The sequence below is a fragment of the Streptomyces sp. NPDC026394 genome, assembly GCF_055567735.1.
This window is the reverse complement of the sequence record NZ_JBVHPX010000025.1, coordinates 44,358-66,044: the sequence shown is the minus strand read 5'-3', so window position 1 is coordinate 66,044 and position 21,687 is coordinate 44,358. Positions and strand designations below refer to the sequence as shown.

The window sequence follows — 21,687 nt, the reverse complement described above, 5'->3', positions numbered from 1 at the left end:
GCGGGGGAGGTGACCGCGGGTGAGCGCGCAGAGCTGCCTGGAGGCGAACGACTGGATCTGCGGTGAGTATGTCCGGACGCGGAGCCAGGAGTTGCTGGATGCCACCGTCCAGCACGTGGGCATCACGCTGGTGTCCGTCGTCATCGGCCTGCTGATCGCCTTTCCGCTGGCGCTCACAGCCCGCCGCTGGCGGGCCGCGGCGGGTCCGGTCCTCGGGCTGACGACGATTCTGTACACGGTCCCTTCGCTGGCGATGTTCGCGCTGCTGACACCGGTCTTCGGCGTCTCGGCCGCCGTGGTCGTCACGGGCCTGGTGCTGTATTCGCTGACGATCCTGGTCCGGAACATCCTCGCCGGGCTGGAATCGGTGCCGCAGGAGGTCCGCGAGGCCGCGCGCGGGATGGGCTACGGCCCCGTGAAGCTGCTCTTCGGTGTCGAACTCCCGCTGGCGCTGCCCGCGTTGACGGCCGGGCTGCGCATCGCGACGGTCTCGACGGTGGCGATGACGACGATCGGCGCCGTGGTCGGCTACGGCGGCCTCGGCAATCTCATATCCAGCGGCATGGAGGGCTTCTTCAAGGCGGAGGTGCTGACGGCCTCGGTGCTGTGCGTGCTGTTGGCGGTGGCCGCCGACGTCCTGCTGATCGGCCTCCAGCGGCTGCTGACGCCGTGGACCCGGGCGCAGGCGCGGGCACGGTCCCGCGCACGGCGTGAGCGGCGGGCGGCGGGCCGGACGGCGAAGAAGGCGGTGGCCTGAGGCGATGGACGCGATAACGGGCGCTTGGGACTGGCTGGCGGCCTCGGCCAACTGGGCCGGGGAGAAAGGGGTGTGGCACCGGCTCGGCGAGCATGTCTACCTCAGCGCGATGTGCCTGGCGATCTCCTGCCTGATCGCCCTGCCGGTCGCCCTGTACCTGGGCCACATCGGCAAGGGCGGGGCACTGGCGGTCAACATCTCCAACGTGGGGCGCGCCGTGCCGACGTTCGCGGTCCTGGTCCTGCTGACGCTCAGTCCGCTGGGCACGGCGGGGGACTGGCCGACGATCGTCGCGCTGGTGCTGTTCGCGGTGCCGCCGCTGCTCACCAACGCGTACGTGGGCATGCGGGAGGCCGACCGGGACGTCATCGAGGCGGCGCGCGGGATGGGCATGTCCGGGCCGCAGCTGCTGCTGCGGGTCGAGTTGCCGCTCGCCTACCCGTTGATCATGACGGGCCTGCGGTCGGCCGGCGTCCAGGTCGTGGCCACGGCGACGCTGGCCGCGCTCGCGGGCGGCGGCGGCCTCGGCCGCATCATCACCGCCGGCTTCGGCAACTACAACACGCCGCAGGTGGTCGCGGGCGCGGTGCTGGTCGCCGTACTGGCGCTGCTGGTCGAGGGACTGCTGGTGCTGACGGACCGGGCCTTCGACCCGATGCGGCGCGGCCGCGGCCGGGCGCGCAAGTCCCGTGAACCGGCGGACGACGCGGCCCGGGCCGGGAGCCCCGCGTAGGCGTGGGCGGGCGTGGCGGACGGCCCGGTGGTCGTGGCCTGGTGGCCGTGCCCCAGCGGTCGTGCTCCGGTGGCCGTGGGCGGGCGTGGCGGACGGCCCGGTGGTCGTGGCCTGGTGGCCGTGCCCCAGCGGTCGTGCTCCGGTGGCCGTGGCCGGGTGGCCGCCCCGGCGGTCGCGGCCCGGCGGTCGTGGCCCGGCGGTCGTGGCCCGGTGACGAGACGGCCTCGGTGTCCGGGGCTTGCACATGGACTTTTCTCTCTCTCCTCCTTGGACGGTGAATCGGTATGAACCAGGACCCGAACAGCCAGACCCTCAGCCATCGCCCTCGCCCCGGCCGTAGACCGTCCCGTACGGTGCGGGCCGCGCTCGCCGCGGGGGCCGCGCTCGCGCTGGCGGGCGGGCTGGCCGCCTGCGGCGGAAAGAGCCTGGAGGAGAAGGGCGGCGCGAAGAGCGGTGGCGGTAAGGGGGACATCGTCATCGGCTCGGCCGGTTTCACCGAGTCGAAGGTGCTCGCGGAGATCTATTCCAAGATCATTAGCGATGCGGGATACCGCACCACCGTCAAGACGCTCGCCAATCGTGAGCTGTACGAACCGGCGCTGGAGAAGGGCCAGATCGACGTCGTACCGGAATACGCCTCGACCCTCGCCGAATTCCTCAACGCCAAGAAGAACGGGCCGAACGCGAAGCCCGTCGCCTCCAGCGACATCGGCGAGACGGTCGCCGCGCTGAAGGCGCTCGCGGAACCCCGCGGGCTGAAGGTGCTGCCGGCCGGGGAGGCGACGGACCAGAACGCGTTCGCGGTGACCAAGGAATTCGCCGACCGCCACCACCTCAAGACGCTCTCGGACCTCGGCCGCTCCAAGGAGAAGATCAGGCTGGCGGCGGGCGAGGAGTGCGAGACGCGGCCGTTCTGCAAGCCGGGCCTGGAGAAGGTCTACGGCATAGCCGTGACGGGCATCGATCCGAAGGGCGTGGGCACCACGCAGGCCAAGCAGGCCGTCAAGGACGGCACGGACCAGATGGTGCTGACCACCACGACGGACGCCACGCTCGACAACTTCGGCCTGGTGCTGCTGAAGGACGACAAGAAGCTGCAGAATGCCGACAATGTGCTGCCGGTGGTGAATGCCGAGAGCGCCGGTGACAAGGAGATCGAGGCGGCTCTGGGCAAGCTCAGGGACAAGCTGACGACCGCCGATCTGATCGAACTGAACCGCAAGGTCGACGCGGAACGGCAGAAGCCGCAGGACGTCGCGAACGCATATCTGGAGTCGAAGGGACTGGCGAAGAAGTAACCACCGGGAAACGAACCGGCGGGCGGGGCCCCATAGGTCCCGCACGCACGGTAAGTTTCAGGCCATGCCACGAGGACGCCACCGCCATTCGCCACCCCTGCACCGGCTTCTTCCTCCCGTGACGGTCGCCGGTGCGTCCCTAGTCTGCGCCTCGGGCGTCTGGTTCGTCGGCGACGACCTGGCACAGCGCGTGCTCGCCACGGGTGCGGCGGCCGCCGCGGTCACCGGTTCCGTACTGCTGCGCGCGTGGGACCGTACGGCGGGCAAGAGCGTCGCCGAGCTGAAGAACGCCCGGGTGCGGGACGAGTGGAAGACCGACGAACGCATAGCCGAGCTCGAATCGGACCTGGAGGAGTCCCGCGGGATACGCGGCAAGCTGGACACCAAGCTGCGGGCCAAGCGGGCCGAGCTGGCCCGGCTGCGCAGTGAGCACGCCGAGCTGCTGCGCCGCTACGCCACCGCCGAGACCGAGCGTGCCAGCGCCCTGGAGGGCCGCCGGCTGCTGGCGATCGAGACCGGGACGCCCGCCGGGGAGCTGACGGCCGGCACCGGGGACGGTCCGGACGGGAGCGTGCCGGGCGCGCTCACCGCGGGGATGTACCACCGGGCGGCGGAAGCGCTGCGGCAGCTACCGCGCAGCGCGGCCCGCCAGGCCGGGAGCGCGCAGGCCCGGGACGGTGAGGACGGCCAGGGGAATTCCGGGGCGGCCACGGAGCGTCCGGCCGCGCAGGACCGGGACCGTACGGCCGCCGTCCCGAAGCCCGGCGGCCGGAAGGCGGGCGGGCCGAAGCCGGGGAGGTCAGGGCTGGGCGGTCCGAAGCCGGACGGTCCGAAGCCGGGGGCGTCGATGCCTGCCGCCTCCGGGGCCGCTGAAGCGCAGGCGGGTACGGCCGACGGCGCCGGCCGGGGACGTGACCGGGGCTCCGCCGAGCAGCGGGGCGCCGTTGCCGGCGCGGGGTCGGCGTCCGGTCTGCTCCGTGTCCCGGCCGCCGCGGCCGTCGTCGCGCCCGTACGGGCCGCGCGGCTGCCCGCCTCCCGTCTCCAAGGCGGCTTCGACTTCTTCGGGACGGCGACCGGCACCGGTGCCGTACGGGACGGGGCACCGCAGGACGGTCCGGGCGCGGGCGCGCCGTCGACCGTGACGCGGCGGCCGAAGCCGGTCCGGCGGCTGGAGGAGGACCTCGCCGACGTGGTCGGTGACGAGGCGGTCGCCGAACAGTCGGCGCTCGGCCGGGCCCGTGACGGGGCCCCGGAGCCGACGGCGGAGAAGCCGGAGAAGGCGCAGGCGGCGGCGACGGAGAAGAGCGCAGCAACGGAGAAGGCGGCGGAGACGACGGAGAAGGCGGCGAAGGTCGAGACCGCGGACGTTCCGGCGGACCGTGCGGCGACCGAGGCCGCGGACCCCGCCGACGGCGAGGTCATCGACCTGACCGCGCACGACGAGACCGAGCAGATCGACTTGGCGGAACTGCGCAGCGCGGTCTCTTCCTGACTTACGAACAGGTCGGTTCCCGCCGACTTCCGTTATCCGTTCTCCGTGCCGATGCGCCCGGCGGTGGCGGTCCTGCCCAGCGGCAGGCGGCCCACTGCCGGGCGCATCGGCACGCTCAGACCGCGCCCGCCGTCCTCTCGGGCCGGCCCCCCGCCTCGGTCCGGTCCGCCTCGGTCCGGTCCGCCTTCGCCCGTTCCGCCCTCGGCCGGTGTACGGCCGTCAGTACGGCGGCAGCCAGGGTGAACGCGGCGGCCAGCCACGGCAGCCGGGCCGCGCCCACCGTCTCCAGCCCGATGCCTCCCAGGCCGCCGGCCAGCGACACGGCGAGGTAGACGGCGGCCGCGTTGAGGGAGACGACCACGGACTGTGCCTGCGGGGCGAGCGCGGCGATCCGGTACTGCTGCGGTGTGGTCACCGAGAACGACACCCAGCCGGAGACCGCCACCGCGACCAGCGCGGCGGGCAGCCACTCCCGGCTCAGCGGTACCAGCCCGAAGACCACGGTGAGCGCGAGCGCGGCGCCGAGCACCACCCGCCGCGGGCCGAAGCGGTCGGCCAGGTGGCCGGCGACCAGGTTCCCGGCCGTGCCGGTGATGCCGAAGACCAGGAGCAGGACGGCGGTCAGACCGCCCCCGCCGCCTCCGCCCCCGCCGCCTCCGCCCGTCCCGGCCCCGGCACCGGCTCCCGTACCGATTCCCGTACCGCCGTGGCCGAGTACGGGCCCGTAGACGGCGCTCAGGTACTCGAAGGGGATGTAGATGCCGACGAACACCACGACGGTGACGGCGAGCGTGTACAGGACACCGCGGTCCGCCAGCGGGGCGAGCCGGCGGCGCAGCCCGCGAGGCGTCCCGGTGCGGATACGGGGCAGCCGGGCGGCGAGCAGCGGGACGACGAGCAGGGGCAGCACGGTGACCAGCCACATCGTGGTGCGCCAGCCGTACGCGCCGCCGATGGCGGTGCCGAGCGGCGCTCCGAGGATCAGTGCGGAGGTCAGCCCGGTGTTCACCAGGGCGAAGGCGCGCCCGCGTGCGGCCTCGCCCGCCAGGGCCGCGGCGGTGGCCGAGGCGTTCGGGGCGTAGAGCGCGGCACCGGCTGCCGCGACGACCCGGGCGGCCAGCGCGGCCGGGTAGCCGGGGGCGAGAGCCGTGGCCGCGTTGCCCAGTGCGAAGACGGCCAGTGCGGTGATCAGGACCGTACGCCGGGACCAGCCGGCGGTGAACGCCGCGAGCAGGGGCGAGAGCACCGCGTAGGCGAGGGCGAACACGGTGACGAGCTGTCCGGCGGCGCCGAGCCCGACGTGCAGGTCGGCGGCGATGTCGGGCAGCACCCCGGCTATCACGAAGGCGTCGGTGCCGACGACGAACGTCCCGGCGGCGAGCACGGCTCCGTGGAAGCGCCAGTTTCCCGAGCCGGAGCCGGCGGGCGCCGCCGCCCGGGACCCCGGCGGGGCCGACGGTCCCGCGAGGGGAGGCGGCGACGGGGAGGGTGGCAGAGGAGACGGGGGAGGCGACGGGGGAGAGGAGAGAGTCGGCGGCTGGTCGGACGCGCTCTTGCGGGGCATGCGGTCTCCGGACTCCAAGAATGGCACCGATCGGTACCGTCTGCTGGGTGAGCGAGACGGTACCGATCGGTTCCGTATGGAGTCAAGGTTGGCTATCGTGGCCGTATGCCGACCAACGCCCGGGAACGACTCGTCAAGGCAGCCGAGGATCTCTTCTACGCCGAGGGCATCCGCGCCGTCGGCGTGGAGCGGCTGCTCGCCGCCTCGGGAGTGGGCCGGGCGTCCTTCTATCGGCACTTCGCGAGCAAGGACGACCTGGTCGTGGCCATGATCGACGGTTACGGCCGGCGCTGGTTCGACTGGCTGCACGCCGCGGTCGCCGAGCGTGGCGGCACACCGCTCGCCCTCTTCGACGCCCTCGCCGAACGCTTCTCGGCCGACGACTACCGCGGCTGCGCCGCCATCAACACGATGGTCGAGATCGCCGATCCGGCCAGCGCCGCCCATCGCGCCGCCGCGGCCCACAAGCGCACGATGACCTCGTACGTCGCCGAGCTGCTCACCGGGGCGGGGTATGTGCGCGGCACACAGGAGCTGGCCGAACAGCTCGTCCTGCTGATCGACGGTGCCCAGGTCACCGCCCTGCGGGAGCGCTCGGCGGCACCCGCCCACCGGGCCAGGGCGGTGGCGGCCGCCCTGCTCTCGGCCGGGTGATCCCCTCGGGCTGTGGGGTGCTCCTCGGCTGCGGACTCCCCTCGGCCGCGCGCCTCACCGGAAGTGGCGGCCCAGGAAGGCGAGGGGGGACTCCTGCTGCGGCGCGAAGGGCGTCCCCGTCTTCCGCGCGCGGTAATGGATCAGCAGGGACTCGCCCAGGAAGCTGACGCCGATGGTGAGTTGGGTGGGCCGTGCGTACGGGTGCATTCCCATGTGCTCGGCGAGGACGCCGTATCCGGCGGAGACCAGCAGTGACGCGATGACGACGAGGAACGTACGGCCGGTGTAGCGCTGCCACAGCGTGCCGTCCTTCTCGAAGAGGTGTACCAGGGTGCCGCGTGCGGCGCCGAGGCCGAGGCCGAGGAAGGCGCCGGGGACCACCCAGGCGATGTCGGTGCCGGTCACACCGTCGGCCTTGGCGACGAAGAGGATGCCGAGGCCGGTGAGGACCGCCGGGCCCGCGAAGAGTTCGCGGACGGTGAGCGGTTCGCCCTTCAGGCGCTTGGCGACGACGAGGACGAGGACCGCGGCGATGATCGCCGCGAGCAGCCAGCCGTTCACGATTCCCCCTGACGGCACCCGAGGGGCGGGCGCCCGATGTTGTTTTAGCTCAGTCGTGCCAAAAACAATTTAGCTCGACCGTGCCACAATGGCAACATGCCGAAGATCGTCGACCCCGAAGCCCGCCGCCAGGCCGTCGCCGACGCCGTTCTGCGCGTCATCGCCCGGGAGGGGGTGGAAGGCGCCTCGTTGCGCAATGTCGCCGACGAGGCGCGGCTGGCCGTCGGATCGGTGCGGCACTACTTCCGTGACCACGACGAGGTGCTGCTCTTCACGATGCGCGAGCTGAGCGCGCGCATCGACCGGCGCGTACGGACCCATGTGGACCGCCTGCTCGACCCGGCCGCGCGGCGGGAACGGCCGGCACGGGTGGAGGAGCTGATCGGCGAGTTCCTGGCCCTGGACGAGGAGCGGCGCCAGGAGGCGGTCCTGTGGGCGGCGTTCTGCGGCGCGGCCCGGCTCCGTCCGGAGCTGCGGGCGTGCGCGGTGGACATGGAGACCGGCCTGCGGGCCCTGCTGGCACGGGTGCTGCGCGGCGCGCAGGAAGCCGGCGGTCTGCCCGCCGACCTGGACGTGGACCTGGAGTGCCTGCGGCTGTCCGCCCTGCTGGACGGCCTCAACCTGCGCGCGATGCTGGAACCGGAGTACGTCACGCCGGAAGCGCAGCGGGCGGTGCTGCGCAGGCATTTGCAGGGGTTGAAGGCGGGCTGAGGAGGGCCGGTGGCCGTCGGCCGGCGGGAGGGCGGCTCACAGGCGGCGGGCACACGACCGTATGTGACGGCGCACGACCGGGGCACGACCGGCCGCGACCGGGGCACGACCGGCGCGCGACCGGCACGCGGTAATCCGGTCGACGCTACGGGCCCTCGTTCGGCAGCATTCCGTCATGGAACAGCCTCGGCGACACCACTGGCCCCTCTACGGAATCCGTATCCGTACACCGCGCCTCGAACTGAGCCTGCCCGGCCTCGATCTCCTCGACGATCTGGCCGCGGTCGCCGCCGACGGCGTGCACGACGCGGCGGAGATGCCGTTCACCGTGCCCTGGACGGACGCGCTCCCGGAGGAGCGCGGGCGCGCGACGTTCCAGCACGTGCTCTCCACGGTCGCGGAGTGGCGGCCGGAGAGCTGGACGCTGAGCCTCGCGGTGACACGGGAGGGGAGGGCGGTGGGGCGCCAGGACGTGGTCGGCACCGCCTTCGGGGTGACCAAGGAGGCGGAGACCGGGTCCTGGCTCGGACGGGCCCACCAGGGACAGGGCATCGGTACGGAGATGCGGGCGGCCGTCCTGCACTTCGTCTTCGACCGGCTCGGCGCGGACGCCGTGACCTCCGCCGCGATGACGGACAACGTCCGGTCGCTGGCCGTCTCGCGCAAGCTCGGGTACGTACCGGACGGCGTGCAGGTCGCCGCGGTACGCGGGCAGGCGCGGACGTTGCAGCGGCTGCGGCTGGACCGGGCGGGGTGGGAGGCGCACCGTACGGTGCCGGTCGAGGTGGCGGGGTGGACGGAGGAGTGCCGGGCGCTTTTCGGAGCGTGAGCGGGCCGGCGGCGGCGCGGACGCCGAGGTGCGCGCCGTGCCCGTACGGGTACGCTGGCGGCCGACTTGATCAGCCGCGCGTCGTACGGAGACGCGTGGGCACCGGGGCGGACGCGGGGTGGACAGTGGCCGGAGCAGTCACCAGGAAGGCGGCCGGGCCGGTGCCGCGGGCGCTGTCGGCGGCCGTGCTCGGCGTCGTGGCGCTCGCCGCCGTCGGCTGTTCGGCGCGGCCCGAGGCACGACCGGAGGCGAAGCCCGACCCCAAGCCGTCCCGCACCGCTCCCGCCTGCCCCGAGGACGGTGTCGTCATCAAGGGACTCCCGGTGGACGCCGCCATGGGCACCCGCGCGATGGGCGTCACCCTGACCAACTGCGGCGAGCGCCCGTACAAGGTGAACGGCTACGCGGGCGTCCAGGTCCTCGGCAAGGACCGCGAGCCGCTGGACGTGAAGATCAGCCACGGCTCGGACGTCGTGGACGACGTCGGCCCCGAGCCGATCACGCTCCAGCCGGGCGAGCACGTCAGGGCCGTACTGATGTGGCGCAACCGCGTGACGGACGCGACGCGCCCCGCCGTGAACGGCGCGTTCCTGGCCCTCACCCCGGCCGCGGGCGGCAGCCGTCCGCAACTGGTCCGGGAGCTGATCGACTTCGGGTCCACCGGCAAGCTGGGCATCACGGCGTGGCACCGGGAGGGCCCCAGGCCGCGTACGTAGTCCGGGCGTACGACCCTGGTGCGGCCCCGGCTCCCGGCCCGGCTACTTGTCGATGTCGCCGACCACGAAGAACAGCGAGCCGAGGATGGCGACCATGTCGGCGACGAGCGTCCCCGGCAGCAGCTCGGTCAGCGCCTGGATGTTGTTGTACGACGCCGAGCGGAGCTTGAGGCGGTACGGGGTCTTCTCGCCCTTGGAGACCAGGTAGTACCCGTTGATGCCGAGCGGGTTCTCGGTCCAGGCGTAGGTCGCGCCCTCGGGAGCCTTGAGGACCTTCGGGAGGCGCTGGTTGATCGGGCCGGGCGGCAGCTCGGCGATCCGGTCGAGGCAGGCGTCGGCCAGCTCCAGGGAGTTGTGGGTCTGCTCCAGGAGGCACTCGAAGCGGGCCAGACAGTCCCCCTCCTCGCGGGTCACCACCCGCAGCGTGTCCTGGAGTTCCGCGTACGCGAGGTACGGCTCGTCGCGGCGCAGGTCGAAGTCGACGCCGGAGGCGCGGGCGATCGGCCCGGAGACGCCGTAACCGTGCACGGCCTCGCGGCTCAGTACGCCGATGCCGCGCGTCCGGCCGAGGAAGATCTCGTTGCCGAGGACCAGGCGGTCGAAGACGTCCATCCGGGAGCGGACCTCGGAGACGGCGTGCCGGGCGCGGCCGAGCCAGCCGGCCGGCAGGTCCTCCTTGAGGCCGCCGACGCGGTTGAACATGTAGTGCATCCGCCCGCCGGAGATCTCCTCCATCACGTTCTGCAGCTCTTCGCGCTCGCGGAAGGCGTGGAAGACGGGGGTGATGCCGCCCAGCTCCAGGGGGTAGGAACCGAGGAACATCAGGTGGTTGAGGACCCGGTTCAGCTCGGCGAGCAGCGTACGGGTCCACACGGCGCGCTCGGGGACCTCCATGCCGAGCATCCGCTCCACGCCCAGGACCACACCCAGCTCGTTGGAGAAGGCCGACAGCCAGTCGTGCCGGTTGGCGAGCATGATGATCTGGCGGTAGTCGCGCGCCTCGAAGAGCTTCTCGGCGCCGCGGTGCATGTAGCCGATCACGGGTTCGGCGTGCTGGATGCGCTCGCCGTCCAGGACGAGGCGCAGCCGCAGCACGCCGTGCGTGGAGGGATGCTGCGGGCCGATGTTCAGCACCATGTCGGTGCTCTCCGCCGCGCCGCCGATGCCGACCGTGGTCTCCGTCATGGGGACAGTCTCGCAGTTCGGTCCGGCGGGGTCCGGCGGGGCCGGGGGACTGCGGGGCGGTGGTCGGCGGACCAGCGGGCGGGGCCGGGCGGTGATCGGGCGGGGCCGGGCGGCGGACGGGCGGTGCAGGGGTGGCGGACGGGCTCTTGGCGGGCGGCGGGCGGGCTCCTCAGGAGGTGAGCAGTCCCGTACAGACGCCGCCGACCGGTTGCAGGAGCCAGCCGAAGGAGCCCAGGCCCGCCGGGTCGGTCAGCTCCGCCGCCGCGCCCGCCGAGCCCAGGGCCCGCACGTAGGCGGCCGGGTCGCTGGACGCGAGGGAGAGGGGCGGGCGGCTGCCGTCGACACCGAGGGCGTGCAGTGCCTGGCGCTGGGTGACGCGCTCGGCGCCGGGGCCCGCGCAGGCGTCCAGGGCGACGTGGGCGGTGATGTCGCAGGTGCCGTCGGGTACGGGGTGCACCTCGCGGCCCTCGCGGAAGCCGGTGAGGGTGCCGAAAGGCGGGCGGGTGGCGCGGGTGTGCGCGTAGTCGGCGGTGGCGGCGAGGCCGGCGCGCAGGGTGCCGACCGCGCGGGACCAGGCCGCGTCACGCGGGTGGCCGATCTCGGCACGCAGCCCGGGGTCCGCGGTCGGCAGGGGCCACCACCGGGCGAGCCACGCGGCGTCCTCGCCGGTGACCGGGCCGCCGAGCCGTTCGGTGCCGTCCGGGCGGACCAGTACGTACCGGGGCACGCCGTCCCCGTCGGTCTCGGCGACGTCGACCGGGACGTTGTCGAGCCACTCGTTGGCGAAGAGCAGGCCGGTCAGGGAGCCGGGTGCGGGCAGTTCCGGGAGCCAGGTGACGCGGTCGTCCAGCCCGACGGGCCGGGGGGCGCGTTCGACGGCGTAGGGGCGCACACGGGCGCACACCGGTTCCGGGAGCGCCGCCAGTACTCCGGTCAGCAGCTCGCCACGCCCGGCGCCCACATCGAGCAGCGCCAGTTCCGCCGGACGGCCCAAGGACCCGTCGACGCGGCACAGCAGGGTGGCGAGGGCTTCGGCGTACCGGAGCGAGACGTGTACGGAGGTACGGAAGTGGCCGGCGGGACCCGGCCCGTCGCCGCTGGTGTAGAAGCCGCCTGGGCCGTAGAGAGCCCGTTCCGTGGCGTCCCGCCAACCGCACCAGTCGTGTGTCACCGCACCACGGTACGCGGGGGCGGGGGAGAGCGCGGACGGGGGCGCGGACGGCGGCGGACCCCGGTGCCAGGCCCGTCTCCACCTTGCGGAGTACTCCCGTCCTCCAGGATCGCCCGTCCGGTTGACCCGTACACCTATACGGCCTGCCTACGCTGGGTGACGTGCAGCGTCTCTACGACTTCTTCCGCAGGCACCCGACAGGGGTGGACACCTTCTGGGCCGTCCTCCTGTTCGGTTTCAACTGTCTGATGCTGGTGGCGTCGGCGGATGTGCAGAGCGACACCCGGACGCTTCTGGAAGCTCTCGTCGTCGCCGCGATGTGCCTGACGGTCGCGCTGCGGCGCAAGGCGCCCGAGAAGATGCTGCTGCTGTCCATTCTGGTCGGTCTCTGCCAGATCGTGTTCGACGTAGATCCCAATCCGTCCAACTTCGCCATGCTGGCGACCATTTACACGGTCGCCTCGGGCACCACGCGCTGGGCCTCGCGCACTGCTCTGGGCGGGGCGCTGATCGGCCCGACGCTCTACGCCGTCCGCTCCGGCAACGGTGAGAGGCCGCCCGGCAGCCTGTGGCAAGGGCTGTTCGTCATGGGCCTGCTCACCGTCCCGTTCGTGCTGGCCTGGGTGCTCGGCGACTCGGTCCGTACCCGCCGCGCGTACTGGGCCCAGCTGGAGGAGAAGGCCGCCCGCCTGGAGAAGGAACGCGAGACGCAGTCGCGGATCGCGGTGGCCGCCGAGCGCGCCCGTATCGCCCGCGAGCTGCACGACGTCGTCGCGCACAACGTGTCCGTGATGGTGGTCCAGGCCGATGGCGCCGCCTACGTCCTGGACGCCGCGCCCGAGCAGGCCAAGCAGGCCCTGGAGACGATCTCCGGTACCGGCCGGCAGGCGCTCGCCGAGATGCGGCGGCTGCTCGGTGTGCTGCGCACCGGTGAGCAGCCCGAGAGCGGCGAGTACGTACCGCAGCCAGGCGTCGAGCAGCTCGCCGACCTGATCGACCAGGTGCGGGGTGCCGGACTGCCGGTCGACTTCCAGGTGGCGGGTGAACCGCGCCCGCTGCCCAGCAGCGTCGAGCTGACCGCGTACCGCATCGTGCAGGAAGCGCTGACGAACACCCGCAAACACGGCGGTCCGGACGTGGGCGCCACGGTCCGTCTCGCCTACCGGGACGCCGAGCTGGACCTGCTGGTCGAGGACGACGGGCGCGGCGCCCAGCACGAGCTGTACTCGGGGGGCGGGGCGGACGGCCTCGGCCACGGGCTCATCGGCATGCGCGAACGCGTCGGCATGGTCGGCGGCAGCCTCGACGCGGGGCCGCGGCCGGGAGGAGGCTTCCGGATCAGCGCGGTCCTGCCGCTCAAGCCGGGGCAGTGAGCCGGGGGCGATGCCCGCTCCCCCGCCCGTACGTACCCTGTTGCCGCGCCGACGCCGGCCGGCCCTCCCGGCGCCGGGACCACCGGCTCCGCCACCCGCACCGCCGTTGAAAGGGACCTCCTGCCATGACTGTCCGCGTGATGCTCGTCGACGACCAGATGCTGCTGCGCACCGGTTTCCGCATGGTGCTGGCCGCCCAGCCCGACATGGAGGTCGTCGCCGAGGCCGGTGACGGGGTGGAGGCCCTGGAGGTGCTCCGGTCCACCAAGGTCGACGTCATCCTGATGGACGTGCGGATGCCGCACCTGGACGGGGTGGAGACCACCCGCCGGATCTGCGCGGGCGGGCAGCAGGCGGACGCGCCGAAGGTGCTCATCCTGACCACCTTCGACCTGGACGAGTACGCCTTCTCCGCGCTCAAGGCCGGGGCCAGCGGCTTCATGCTGAAGGACGTGCCGCCGAGCGAACTGCTGGCCGCGATCCGCGCGGTGCGGAGCGGCGACGCGGTGGTCGCGCCCTCGACCACCCGCCGGCTGCTGGACCGGTTCACGCCGATGCTGCCGGCGTCCGCCGCCGAGCCGGTCCGCCCGGAGATCGGACGGCTCACCGAGCGCGAGCGGGAGGTGCTGCTGCTGGTGGCGCAGGGGCTCTCGAACGGTGAGATCGCGGCGCGGCTGGTGCTGTCGGAGGCCACGGTCAAGACGCATGTGGGCCGCATCCTCACGAAGTTGGAGCTGCGGGACCGGGTGCAGGCGGTGGTGCTCGCCTACGAGACGGGACTCGTACGGGCCGGGGGCGGCGCGGGGGCGTAACGGCGCCCGGGGGCGTAACAGTCGTCGGTGCTGGTGCTGGTGCTGGTGCTGGTGCTGGTGCACTGGTGCTGGTGCTGGTGCTGGTGCTGGTGCTGGTGCTGGTGCCGGTGTCTGTGGCGGTTGTGGCGGTCGAGTGGGGTGGGGTCCGGGCCGAACAGGGCTGGAGGGGAGGCGAGTTGCGGGTGGGGCGGGGTTGACGGGGGTGGGGGAGCGGAGGAGATTGGGCGCGCTCGGTAAGGAAACTTTCCTAACAGAGAGGCCCTCCTGTGCGCAGACGAACCTTCGCCCTGGCCACCGCCGCCGGAACCGCGCTGCTCGCCGCCGCCGCGCTGCCCGCCACCGCCCAGCCGGCCGCGACCTCCGCCCCCGCGGACGCCGTGAGCCGGCCGGGTGTGACCGAGGGCTCGGTCAGCGCCGCCGACCTGCTCGCCAAGGTCACCGACTGTTCGCAGATCTCCCACGGCAAGTACCGCACCGACGAGGAGACATCGGCGACCGTCCCGGTCTGCGGCAAGAAGAACGCCGTGTTCTGGAAGGCCGACATGGACATCGACTGCGACGGCCAGGTCACGGCCAAGTGCAACAAGGACACCGACCCCTGGTTCCAGCCGGACACCCGCTTCCACCAGTCGAACGGCAAGCCGCTGAACGCCGAGAAGCTGCCGTACGTCGTCGTCCCCTCGGTCAGCGGCATCTGGAACTACGAGTCGGCGGGCATCAAGGGCGGCGGCATCGTCGCCGTCGTTTACAAGAACAAGGTCGAGTACGCGGTCGTCGGCGACACCGGACCGGACAAGATCATCGGTGAGGCGTCGTACGCGGCCGCCAAGGGCCTCGGCATCGACCCCGACCCGGCCACCGGCGGCGCCGAGTCCGGCGTCACCTACATCCTGTTCAAGAACTCCCAGGCGTCCCCCATCGAGAGCCACAGCGACGCCGTCTCCCGCGGCGACGCCCTCGCCAAGAAGTTCCTCCAGGAGAACTGAGCGCCCGCGGCACCACCCCGCCGCCCGCCGGCTCAGCGCAGTACCCCCTCCAGGAAGTCGCTGCCCAGGCGCGCCACCACCCGGACGTCCAACTGGTTCAGGACGTACCGGCCGCGGCGGCGGGTCTGGAGCAGGCCGGCCTTCTTGAGGACGGCGAGGTGCCGGGAGACCTCCGGCGCGGATATGCCGAGCGCGGCGGCCAGTTCGCCGGTGGTGTAGGCGGTACGGGCGAGGTAGCGGCACATCCGTATCCGCATCGGGTGGGCGAGCGCTTCGAGCCGGGACTCGACCAGGGCGACCGACGTGGGGCCGGCCGGTTCCGGTGCGGCGACCGGGTAGTGGATCACCGGGCGCCAGCCCGCCGCGTGCAGCACGCTCAGGTGCGGCCAGCCGAACGAGGTCGGGAGGAGGGTGATCCCGACACCGACGGCCGGGTCCACGGCCGTGCCGTGACCGTGGAGCAGCTTGTCGACGACGATGCGGGACCGCGGCTCGTCCAGGGTCACCGCGGGCGACACCTCGGCCAGCGCCTCGGCCAGACCCTTGTGGCGCAGCACCTCGGCCTTGTGCCGTGCGTCCGCGGCGAGGTGGACGCGCACCCGCTGCCAGACGTCCGCGAAGAACGCCTGCTCGCAGTCCTCCAGCAGACGGCGGATCCAGGCCCGTACGGCGGACGGGTCGGCGAGCAGCCGCTGCGCGAAGTCGGCCTGCCGGGGGCCGCGCGCGGTGGCCCGCTCCAGCGCCAGCCGGCGAGCTTCGGCGTCCACCAGCGGTGACGGGCCGCCGCGGCAGTACGCGCTGGTGCAGTTGATCTCCAACGCGGCGTTCACGAACAGCTCGTCGTCGAGCCGGTCGAGCAGGTCCAGGTCCTCGGTGAGCGTGGCGCCGGGCTGCCCGCCGGTGTCCGCGAGCGCGGCGAACGGCATCGTCACGTCGGAGAACGTCGGCCCCCAGAGGAAGTCCGCGTCGCACAGCCGGTCGGCCAGGTCGGGTTCGAGCGCACCGGCCGTCGCGGTGGTCCAGCCGTGCAGACCGGGGTGGTGGCCGGGCTCGGCGAGCGCGTGCAGGGCGGCACCCAGCTCGGCGAGCGGCGACAGGCTGAACACCGTCCGCTCGGCGGGCAGCCCCGTGACATCGATCCACACACTCATGTGCCTCTCCCCGTTCCCCGTGCGCCGTTCCCCGCGCCCCGTCCATGCGCCGCAGCCGTACCGGCTCCGGTGCGCGTCCGGCCGCCCGGCCGTCCGGCATCCGGCCGTCCGGCATCCGGCCGCCCGGCGTCCGTTCCATCATGCGTGAGCCTGTGACCTGCGCCCGGCTCGTTTGACGGCTCCCGTCAATCGACGGGCCACCCGCCGCGGGGCGGCCCCAGTGTGGTGTCCATGAACGCATCCCAGCAGCACATGCTCGACGCCTACCGTGCCGCCCAGCGCGGTGAGAGCGCACCCGTCCTCCCCGGTGCCGGTGACGTCCAGGCCGTACGCGAGATACGCCGGTGGCTGCGCTTCCAGGCCGTGGTCACCGCACCCGCCGACCGCCCCCTGGCCCGCTTCCGCCGCGCCGTACGCCGCGCCCTCACCCGGCGGCCGGTACGCCCCGTACACCTCCGTCGGACCGCGCGCTCCGCCCAGGCCGGGCCGCTGCCGCACCCCCCTCTCGATCCGTCCTCCGCTTCCGTCTCCACCCCCACCATGACGGGTCACGCCCGCCTCTGCGACCCCTGTGGATAACCTGCGCGAACGCCTCCGTCGCCCCTGTGGAAAACAGCCCGGGGCACGGCGGACGAGGCAGCCGGGAACGCGGCCGCGACCGCGTCCGGAAGCCCTGCCGGAAACGCGCCCGGCGACGCGGTACGAGACACCCGTCTCAGCCTGCGTACGGCTCTGAGGAGCGCCGTAAACACTCGCGTAGCATGGCGAACGAATCGTCCGGTACCCCCCGCGGACTGGAACGGAAGGCCGTCGCCGCGTGAACACAATCCCACCCACCGAGGCCCAGGACCGCCCCGCCCGACTGACTGTCGGAGTCGTCGGCGCAGGTCGCGTCGGGCCCGCCCTCGCCGCGTCGTTGCAGCTCGCCGGACATCGGCCGGTCGCCGTGTCCGGTGTCTCCGACGCCTCCGTACGGCGCGCGGCGGCGCTCCTCCCCGACGTGCCGGTCGTCTCCCCGGCCGAGGTGCTGCAACGCGCCGAACTGGTGCTGCTCACGGTGCCCGACGACGCCCTTCCCGGACTCGTCGCGGGCCTCGCCGAGACCGGTTCCGTACGGCCGGGCCAACTGCTCGTCCACACGTCGGGGCGGTTCGGTACGGCCGTCCTCGACCCGGCCACCCGCGCCGGTGCCCTGCCGCTCGCCCTGCACCCCGCCATGACCTTCACCGGTACGCGCGTCGACGTGCAGCGGCTGGCCGGCTGCTCCTTCGGGGTCACGGCGCCCGAACCGCTGCGGATGGCCGCCGAGGCGCTGGTCATCGAGATGGGCGGGGAGCCGGAGTGGATCGAGGAGGAGGCCCGCCCGCTCTACCACGCGGCGCTCGCCATCGGGGCGAACCACCTGGTCACCCTGGTGGCACAAGCCATGGAGCTGCTGCGGGAGGCCGGTGTCGGCGCGCCCGACCGGATGCTCGGCCCGCTGCTGGGCGCCGCCCTGGACAACGCGCTGCGCTCCGGTGACGCCGCCCTGACCGGTCCGGTCGCCCGCGGGGACGCGGGCACCGTCGCCGCGCACGTCTCGGAGCTGCGCAAGCACGCGCCGCAGAGCGTCGCGGGGTACCTCGCCATGGCCCGTACGACGGCCGACCGCGCCCTGGCGCACGGTCTGCTGAAGCCGGAGCTGGCCGAGGACCTGCTGGACGTCCTGGCGAACGTCGGCAACGGCACCGGGGGCGCGCCGCCGTCGCCCGGCCGTGAAAGCCGTCCTGGCGGCAAGGGAGACCCGTCCGACGGGCACCGCGAAGATCCGCCCGGCGACCGTCCCGGAGAAGGCGACCGTCCCGGAGAAGGCGACCGTCCCGAAGAAGGCGACCGATGAACGCCTCGCGCACGCGTCTGGTGCACACCGCGGCCGAGCTGCGTGCCCTGCCGCGCTCCTCCGGCCAGCGGGCCGTCGTCATGACCATGGGGGCCCTGCACGAGGGGCACGCGACGCTGGTCCGCGCCGCCCGCGACCGGGTCGGCCCGGCGGGGCAGGTCGTCGTCACCGTCTTCGTCAACCCGCTCCAGTTCGGTGCCGGGGAGGACCTCGACCGCTACCCGCGCACCCTGGAGGCGGACGTCGCGCTCGCCGGCGCGGCCGGAGCGGACGCCGTCTTCGCGCCCGCCGCCGCTGAGGTCTACCCGGGCGGCGCGCCGCAGGTACGCATAGCCGCCGGTCCCATGGGGGACCTCTTGGAGGGGGCCAGCAGGCCCGGCCACTTCGACGGTGTGCTGACCGTCGTCGGCAAGCTGCTGCACCTCACCCGTCCCGACGTGGCCCTCTTCGGCCAGAAGGACGCGCAGCAACTGGCCGTGATCGAGCGCATGGTGGCCGACCTGAACTTCGACGTACGGATCGTCGGCGTCCCCACCGTCCGTGAGGACGACGGGCTGGCCCTGTCCAGCCGCAACCGCTATCTCTCCGAGGCGGACCGCCGGACCGCCCTGGCGCTGTCCCGGGCCCTGTTCGCGGCCCGTGACCGGCTCGCCGCCGAGGAGGCCCTGCGGGACCGCGCCTCGTACGGGGCGCACACGGCCCACCGGGCGCACGACCGTTCCGCGGCGCTCGCCGCCCTGGGGGAGGACCGCGCGGCGGCCGACGCGCACGCCCTCGCGCACGCCGCCGCGACCCCGCCGCGGGGCCCTTCGGTGGCGCGCGCGGCGGCCCGTATCGTCCTGGAGGACGCGGCCCGCCTGGACCCGCCGCTGACGCTCGACTACGTGGCGCTCGTCGACCCGTCCGACTTCACCGAGGTTCCGGACGCGTACGAGGGGGAGGCCGTGCTCGCGGTCGCCGCGAAGGTCGGCACCACCCGCCTCATCGACAACATCCGCCTCACGTTCGGAGCGCCCCGATGAACGGCACCACCCGCACCACTGACCCCGCCCCCACCCTCCGCCTCCAGGCCCCCGCCCCCGGCTGGTCCATCGAGGCCGACGTCGTCGTGGTCGGGTCCGGGGTCGCGGGCCTGACCGCCGCGCTGCGCTGCGCCGCCGCGGGCCGCCGTACCGTCGTGGTGACCAAGGCCCGCCTGGACGACGGCTCCACGCGCTGGGCCCAGGGCGGCGTCGCCGCGGCGCTCGGCGAGGGCGACACCCCCGAGCAGCACCTGGAGGACACCCTCGTCGCGGGCGCCGGGCTGTGCGACGAGGCCGCCGTACGGGCCCTGGTCACCGAAGGCCCGGGCGCCGTCCGCCGCCTCATCGCCACCGGCGCGCGCTTCGACACCGCGCCCGGCACCGACGAAATAGCCCTCGGCCGTGAGGGCGGGCACCACCGCCGCCGCATAGCGCACGCGGGCGGCGACGCGACCGGCGCCGAGATCTCCCGCGCCCTGGTCGACGCCGTCCGCTCCCAGGGCCTGCGCACCATCGAGAACGCCCTCGTCCTGGACCTGCTCACGGACGCCGAGGGCCGTACGGCAGGTGTCACCCTGCACGTGATGGGGCAGGGCCAGCACGACGGCGTGGGCGCCGTGCACGCCCCCGCGGTGGTCCTGGCCACCGGCGGCATGGGCCAGGTCTTCGCCGCGACCACCAACCCCGCGGTCTCCACCGGCGACGGCGTCGCCCTCGCGCTGCGCGCCGGCGCCGAGGTCTCCGACCTCGAATTCGTCCAGTTCCACCCGACGGTGCTCTACCTCGGCCCGGACGCGGAGGGCCAGCAGCCGCTGATCTCGGAGGCGGTACGGGGCGAGGGCGCCCACCTGGTGGACGCCGACGGCGTCCGCTTCATGATCGGGCAGCACGAACTCGCCGAACTGGCCCCGCGCGACATCGTCGCCAAGGCCATCCTGCGCCGCGCCCAGGAACAGGGCGCCGAACACATGTACCTGGACGCCCGGCACTTCGGCGCCACCCTGTGGGAGCAGCGTTTCCCGACCATCCTCGCCGCCTGCCGCGCGCACGGCATCGACCCGGTCACCGAGCCGGTCCCGGTCGCGCCCGCCGCGCACTACGCCTCCGGCGGCGTACGGACCGACCTGTCCGGCCGGACGACCGTGCCGGGCCTGTACGCGTGCGGCGAGGTCGCGTGCACCGGTGTGCACGGTGCCAACCGGCTGGCCTCCAACTCCCTCCTGGAGGGCCTGGTCTTCGCCGAGCGCATCGCGGACGACATCACGGCCGCGCCCGTCCGGCGGCCCGGACCTGTCGTCGAGCCCACCGCCGCCCCCGTACCGCTGCTCGCCCCCGAGGCGCGGCCCGTGATCCAGCGGATCATGACCGCGGGTGCCGGGGTGCTGCGCTCCGCCGCCAGTCTCTCCGAGGCCGCCACCGCGCTGGCCCGGCTGCTGCGCGACGCCGCCGACCCGTCCCCGTCCCACGGGCCCGAAGCCGCCCCGGCCCCGTCCGACGGCCCCAAGCCCGCCGAGCCCGGCGTCGAGGCGTGGGAGGCCACCAACCTGCTCCTGGTGTCCAGGGTGCTGGTCAGCAGCGCGCTGCGCCGCGAGGAGACCCGCGGCTGCCACTGGCGCGAGGACCACGCCGACCGGGACGACACCGCCTGGCAGCGGCACTTCCTGGTCACCCACCGCCCGCCGCACACCCTGCACAGCCGTACGACCGACACCGCCGCCTTCCCCGCGGCGACCGCCGCACCCGCGCCCGAAACGGAGCCGAACCAGTGAGCACCCCCGACGACCTCTCCCTGCACCAGATCGGCCGTCCGGGCCAGGACGCCGAGGCTCCGCAAGGCGGCTGCGGCGACTCCTGCGGCTGCGGCGCCGGTGACGGCGCGTACGAACTCGACCCGCTCGCCTGCGGGCTGGACCCCGACCTCGCGGCCCTCCTGGCCGAAGCCGGGCTGGACCCCGTCCAGGTCGAGGACATCGCCCACCTGGCCGTCGAGGAGGACCTCGACCAGGGGGTGGACGTCACCACCGTCGCGACCGTCCCCGAAGACGCCGTCGCCACCGGCGACTTCACGGCCCGTCAGGCGGGGACCGTGGCCGGGCTGCGGGTCGCCGAGGCGGTGCTGTCCATCGTGTGCACCGCGGAGTTCGAGGTCGAGCGGCACGTCGAGGACGGCGACCGCGTCGAGGCCGGACAGAAGCTGCTCAGCGTCACCACCCGCACCCGCGACCTGCTGACCGGCGAGCGCAGCGCCCTGAACCTGCTCTGCCGCCTGTCCGGCATCGCCACCGCCACCCGCGCCTGGGCCGACGCCCTGGAGGGCACCGGCGCCAAGGTCCGCGACACCCGCAAGACGACGCCCGGTCTACGCGCCCTGGAGAAGTTCGCGGTGCGCTGCGGCGGCGGCGTCAACCACCGGATGTCGCTGTCGGACGCGGCCCTGATCAAGGACAACCACGTCGTCGCGGCGGGCGGCGTGGCCGAGGCGTTCAAGGCCGTACGCGACGGCTTCCCCGGTGTGCCGATCGAGGTGGAGGTCGACCGGCTGGACCAGATCCCGCTGATCCTCACCGAAGGCGCCGACCTGATCCTTTTGGACAACTTCACCCCCGAGCAGACCCGCGAGGCGGTGGCGCTGGTGGCCGGCAAGGCGGTCCTGGAGTCCTCCGGGCGGCTCACCCTCGACAACGCCCGCGGCTACGCCGAGACCGGTGTGGACTACCTGGCCGTGGGCGCGCTCACCCACTCCTCCCCGATCCTCGACATCGGTCTCGACCTGCGCGAGGAGCGCTGACGCAG

At 73.6% G+C, this 21,687-nt stretch carries 21 protein-coding genes; 16 read left to right on the top strand and 5 right to left on the bottom strand.

Annotated elements, in window-relative coordinates; translation table 11 throughout:
- Nucleotides 1-19: 19 nt before the first annotated feature.
- From ACZ4QV_RS36075 to ACZ4QV_RS36060, 4 genes are all read left to right on the top strand, one after another.
- Complete coding sequence (locus ACZ4QV_RS36075) at nt 20-757, top strand: ABC transporter permease (protein WP_361159813.1); 738 nt, start codon at nt 20-22, stop codon at nt 755-757.
- A 4-nt stretch (nt 758-761) separates the two neighbouring features.
- Nucleotides 762-1,490 (top strand): ABC transporter permease, encoded by a 729-nt coding sequence (locus ACZ4QV_RS36070; protein ID WP_361159810.1) that lies wholly within the window; start codon nt 762-764, stop codon nt 1,488-1,490.
- 284 nt (nt 1,491-1,774) lie between these two features.
- Complete coding sequence (locus ACZ4QV_RS36065; RefSeq protein WP_361159807.1) at nt 1,775-2,788, top strand: ABC transporter substrate-binding protein; 1,014 nt, start codon at nt 1,775-1,777, stop codon at nt 2,786-2,788.
- Nucleotides 2,789-2,906: 118 nt separating this feature from the next.
- Nucleotides 2,907-4,280, top strand: coding sequence for a hypothetical protein (locus ACZ4QV_RS36060; protein WP_467764015.1), 1,374 nt, complete (start codon nt 2,907-2,909; stop codon nt 4,278-4,280).
- Between the two features lie 115 nt (nt 4,281-4,395).
- On the opposite strand, the gene ACZ4QV_RS36055 is transcribed toward ACZ4QV_RS36060, so the two are convergent.
- Entirely contained in the window at nt 4,396-5,664 is a 1,269-nt protein-coding gene (locus ACZ4QV_RS36055; RefSeq protein WP_361637818.1) for an MFS transporter, read from the bottom strand.
- A gap of 285 nt (nt 5,665-5,949) precedes the next feature.
- On the opposite strand from ACZ4QV_RS36055, the gene ACZ4QV_RS36050 reads away from it, so the two are divergent.
- Nucleotides 5,950-6,498, top strand: a complete 549-nt coding sequence (locus ACZ4QV_RS36050; protein WP_361159798.1) for a TetR/AcrR family transcriptional regulator — start codon at nt 5,950-5,952, stop codon at nt 6,496-6,498.
- 54 nt (nt 6,499-6,552) lie between these two features.
- Here ACZ4QV_RS36050 and ACZ4QV_RS36045 read toward each other — a convergent pair whose 3' ends face one another.
- Complete coding sequence (locus tag ACZ4QV_RS36045; RefSeq protein ID WP_467764014.1) at nt 6,553-7,059, bottom strand: DUF1453 domain-containing protein; 507 nt, start codon at nt 7,057-7,059, stop codon at nt 6,553-6,555.
- Nucleotides 7,060-7,155: 96 nt separating this feature from the next.
- Here ACZ4QV_RS36045 and ACZ4QV_RS36040 point away from each other — a divergent pair, with 96 nt between their 5' ends.
- The 3 genes from ACZ4QV_RS36040 (at nt 7,156) to ACZ4QV_RS36030 (ending at nt 9,315) form a co-directional block, all read left to right on the top strand.
- Nucleotides 7,156-7,770 (top strand): TetR/AcrR family transcriptional regulator, encoded by a 615-nt coding sequence (locus ACZ4QV_RS36040; RefSeq protein WP_361584594.1) that lies wholly within the window; start codon nt 7,156-7,158, stop codon nt 7,768-7,770.
- A gap of 175 nt (nt 7,771-7,945) precedes the next feature.
- On the top strand, nt 7,946-8,599 hold the full coding sequence (locus ACZ4QV_RS36035) for a GNAT family N-acetyltransferase (protein ID WP_361159789.1): 654 nt from the start codon (nt 7,946-7,948) through the stop codon (nt 8,597-8,599).
- 95 nt (nt 8,600-8,694) lie between these two features.
- Nucleotides 8,695-9,315: a DUF4232 domain-containing protein gene (locus ACZ4QV_RS36030; RefSeq protein ID WP_361584591.1), complete on the top strand. Its 621-nt coding sequence runs from the start codon at nt 8,695-8,697 to the stop codon at nt 9,313-9,315.
- A gap of 42 nt (nt 9,316-9,357) precedes the next feature.
- Here the strand turns inward: ACZ4QV_RS36030 and ACZ4QV_RS36025 are convergent, their stop codons facing one another.
- On the bottom strand, nt 9,358-10,500 hold the full coding sequence (locus ACZ4QV_RS36025) for an NADH-quinone oxidoreductase subunit D (RefSeq protein ID WP_361584588.1): 1,143 nt from the start codon (nt 10,498-10,500) through the stop codon (nt 9,358-9,360).
- 169 nt (nt 10,501-10,669) lie between these two features.
- A complete protein-coding gene (locus ACZ4QV_RS36020) occupies nt 10,670-11,671 on the bottom strand; it encodes an SAM-dependent methyltransferase (protein WP_467764013.1) in 1,002 nt (333 codons plus the stop codon).
- A gap of 161 nt (nt 11,672-11,832) precedes the next feature.
- Between ACZ4QV_RS36020 and ACZ4QV_RS36015 the strand changes: the two genes are divergently transcribed.
- The 3 genes from ACZ4QV_RS36015 (at nt 11,833) to ACZ4QV_RS36005 (ending at nt 14,842) form a co-directional block, all read left to right on the top strand.
- On the top strand, nt 11,833-13,044 hold the full coding sequence (locus ACZ4QV_RS36015) for a sensor histidine kinase (RefSeq protein WP_361159777.1): 1,212 nt from the start codon (nt 11,833-11,835) through the stop codon (nt 13,042-13,044).
- Between the two features lie 125 nt (nt 13,045-13,169).
- The gene (locus ACZ4QV_RS36010; protein ID WP_361159774.1) at nt 13,170-13,856 is read left to right on the top strand and encodes a response regulator transcription factor; all 687 of its coding nucleotides are present in this window, start codon (nt 13,170-13,172) and stop codon (nt 13,854-13,856) included.
- A gap of 266 nt (nt 13,857-14,122) precedes the next feature.
- Nucleotides 14,123-14,842: a glycoside hydrolase family 75 protein gene (locus ACZ4QV_RS36005; RefSeq protein ID WP_361617520.1), complete on the top strand. Its 720-nt coding sequence runs from the start codon at nt 14,123-14,125 to the stop codon at nt 14,840-14,842.
- Between the two features lie 32 nt (nt 14,843-14,874).
- Here the strand turns inward: ACZ4QV_RS36005 and ACZ4QV_RS36000 are convergent, their stop codons facing one another.
- A complete protein-coding gene (locus tag ACZ4QV_RS36000; RefSeq protein WP_361159850.1) occupies nt 14,875-15,987 on the bottom strand; it encodes a DUF5937 family protein in 1,113 nt (370 codons plus the stop codon).
- Between the two features lie 237 nt (nt 15,988-16,224).
- On the opposite strand from ACZ4QV_RS36000, the gene ACZ4QV_RS35995 reads away from it, so the two are divergent.
- The 5 genes from ACZ4QV_RS35995 (at nt 16,225) to nadC (ending at nt 21,682) form a co-directional block, all read left to right on the top strand.
- Nucleotides 16,225-16,572 carry a hypothetical protein gene (locus ACZ4QV_RS35995; RefSeq protein WP_361584577.1) on the top strand — a complete coding sequence of 116 codons (348 nt, stop codon included), beginning with the start codon at nt 16,225-16,227 and terminating at the stop codon, nt 16,570-16,572.
- A 238-nt stretch (nt 16,573-16,810) separates the two neighbouring features.
- Complete coding sequence (locus ACZ4QV_RS35990; RefSeq protein ID WP_467764012.1) at nt 16,811-17,872, top strand: Rossmann-like and DUF2520 domain-containing protein; 1,062 nt, start codon at nt 16,811-16,813, stop codon at nt 17,870-17,872.
- Complete coding sequence (panC, locus tag ACZ4QV_RS35985; RefSeq protein ID WP_361584571.1) at nt 17,869-18,894, top strand: pantoate--beta-alanine ligase; 1,026 nt, start codon at nt 17,869-17,871, stop codon at nt 18,892-18,894. Before ACZ4QV_RS35990 ends, panC begins: the two co-directional genes overlap by 4 nt.
- Nucleotides 18,891-20,663, top strand: coding sequence for an L-aspartate oxidase (locus ACZ4QV_RS35980; RefSeq protein ID WP_361159759.1), 1,773 nt, complete (start codon nt 18,891-18,893; stop codon nt 20,661-20,663). The genes panC and ACZ4QV_RS35980 overlap by 4 nt, the downstream gene beginning before the upstream one ends.
- On the top strand, nt 20,660-21,682 hold the full coding sequence (gene nadC, locus ACZ4QV_RS35975; protein ID WP_467764011.1) for a carboxylating nicotinate-nucleotide diphosphorylase: 1,023 nt from the start codon (nt 20,660-20,662) through the stop codon (nt 21,680-21,682). Before ACZ4QV_RS35980 ends, nadC begins: the two co-directional genes overlap by 4 nt.
- Nucleotides 21,683-21,687 lie beyond the last annotated feature (5 nt).

What these genes read in the sequence shown, in the direction of transcription:
- ACZ4QV_RS36010 (WP_361159774.1), top strand. Translation starts at nt 13,170, where the DNA reads ATGACTGTCCGCGTGATGCTCGTCGACGACCAGATGCTGCTGCGCACC.
- ACZ4QV_RS36070 (WP_361159810.1), top strand. Translation starts at nt 762, where the DNA reads ATGGACGCGATAACGGGCGCTTGGGACTGGCTGGCGGCCTCGGCCAAC.
- ACZ4QV_RS36050 (WP_361159798.1), top strand. Translation starts at nt 5,950, where the DNA reads ATGCCGACCAACGCCCGGGAACGACTCGTCAAGGCAGCCGAGGATCTC.
- ACZ4QV_RS36065 (WP_361159807.1), top strand. Translation starts at nt 1,775, where the DNA reads ATGAACCAGGACCCGAACAGCCAGACCCTCAGCCATCGCCCTCGCCCC.
- panC (WP_361584571.1), top strand. Translation starts at nt 17,869, where the DNA reads ATGAACGCCTCGCGCACGCGTCTGGTGCACACCGCGGCCGAGCTGCGT.
- ACZ4QV_RS35980 (WP_361159759.1), top strand. Translation starts at nt 18,891, where the DNA reads ATGAACGGCACCACCCGCACCACTGACCCCGCCCCCACCCTCCGCCTC.
- ACZ4QV_RS36035 (WP_361159789.1), top strand. Translation starts at nt 7,946, where the DNA reads ATGGAACAGCCTCGGCGACACCACTGGCCCCTCTACGGAATCCGTATC.
- ACZ4QV_RS36040 (WP_361584594.1), top strand. Translation starts at nt 7,156, where the DNA reads ATGCCGAAGATCGTCGACCCCGAAGCCCGCCGCCAGGCCGTCGCCGAC.
- ACZ4QV_RS35995 (WP_361584577.1), top strand. Translation starts at nt 16,225, where the DNA reads ATGAACGCATCCCAGCAGCACATGCTCGACGCCTACCGTGCCGCCCAG.
- ACZ4QV_RS36025 (WP_361584588.1), bottom strand. Translation starts at nt 10,500, where the DNA reads ATGACGGAGACCACGGTCGGCATCGGCGGCGCGGCGGAGAGCACCGAC.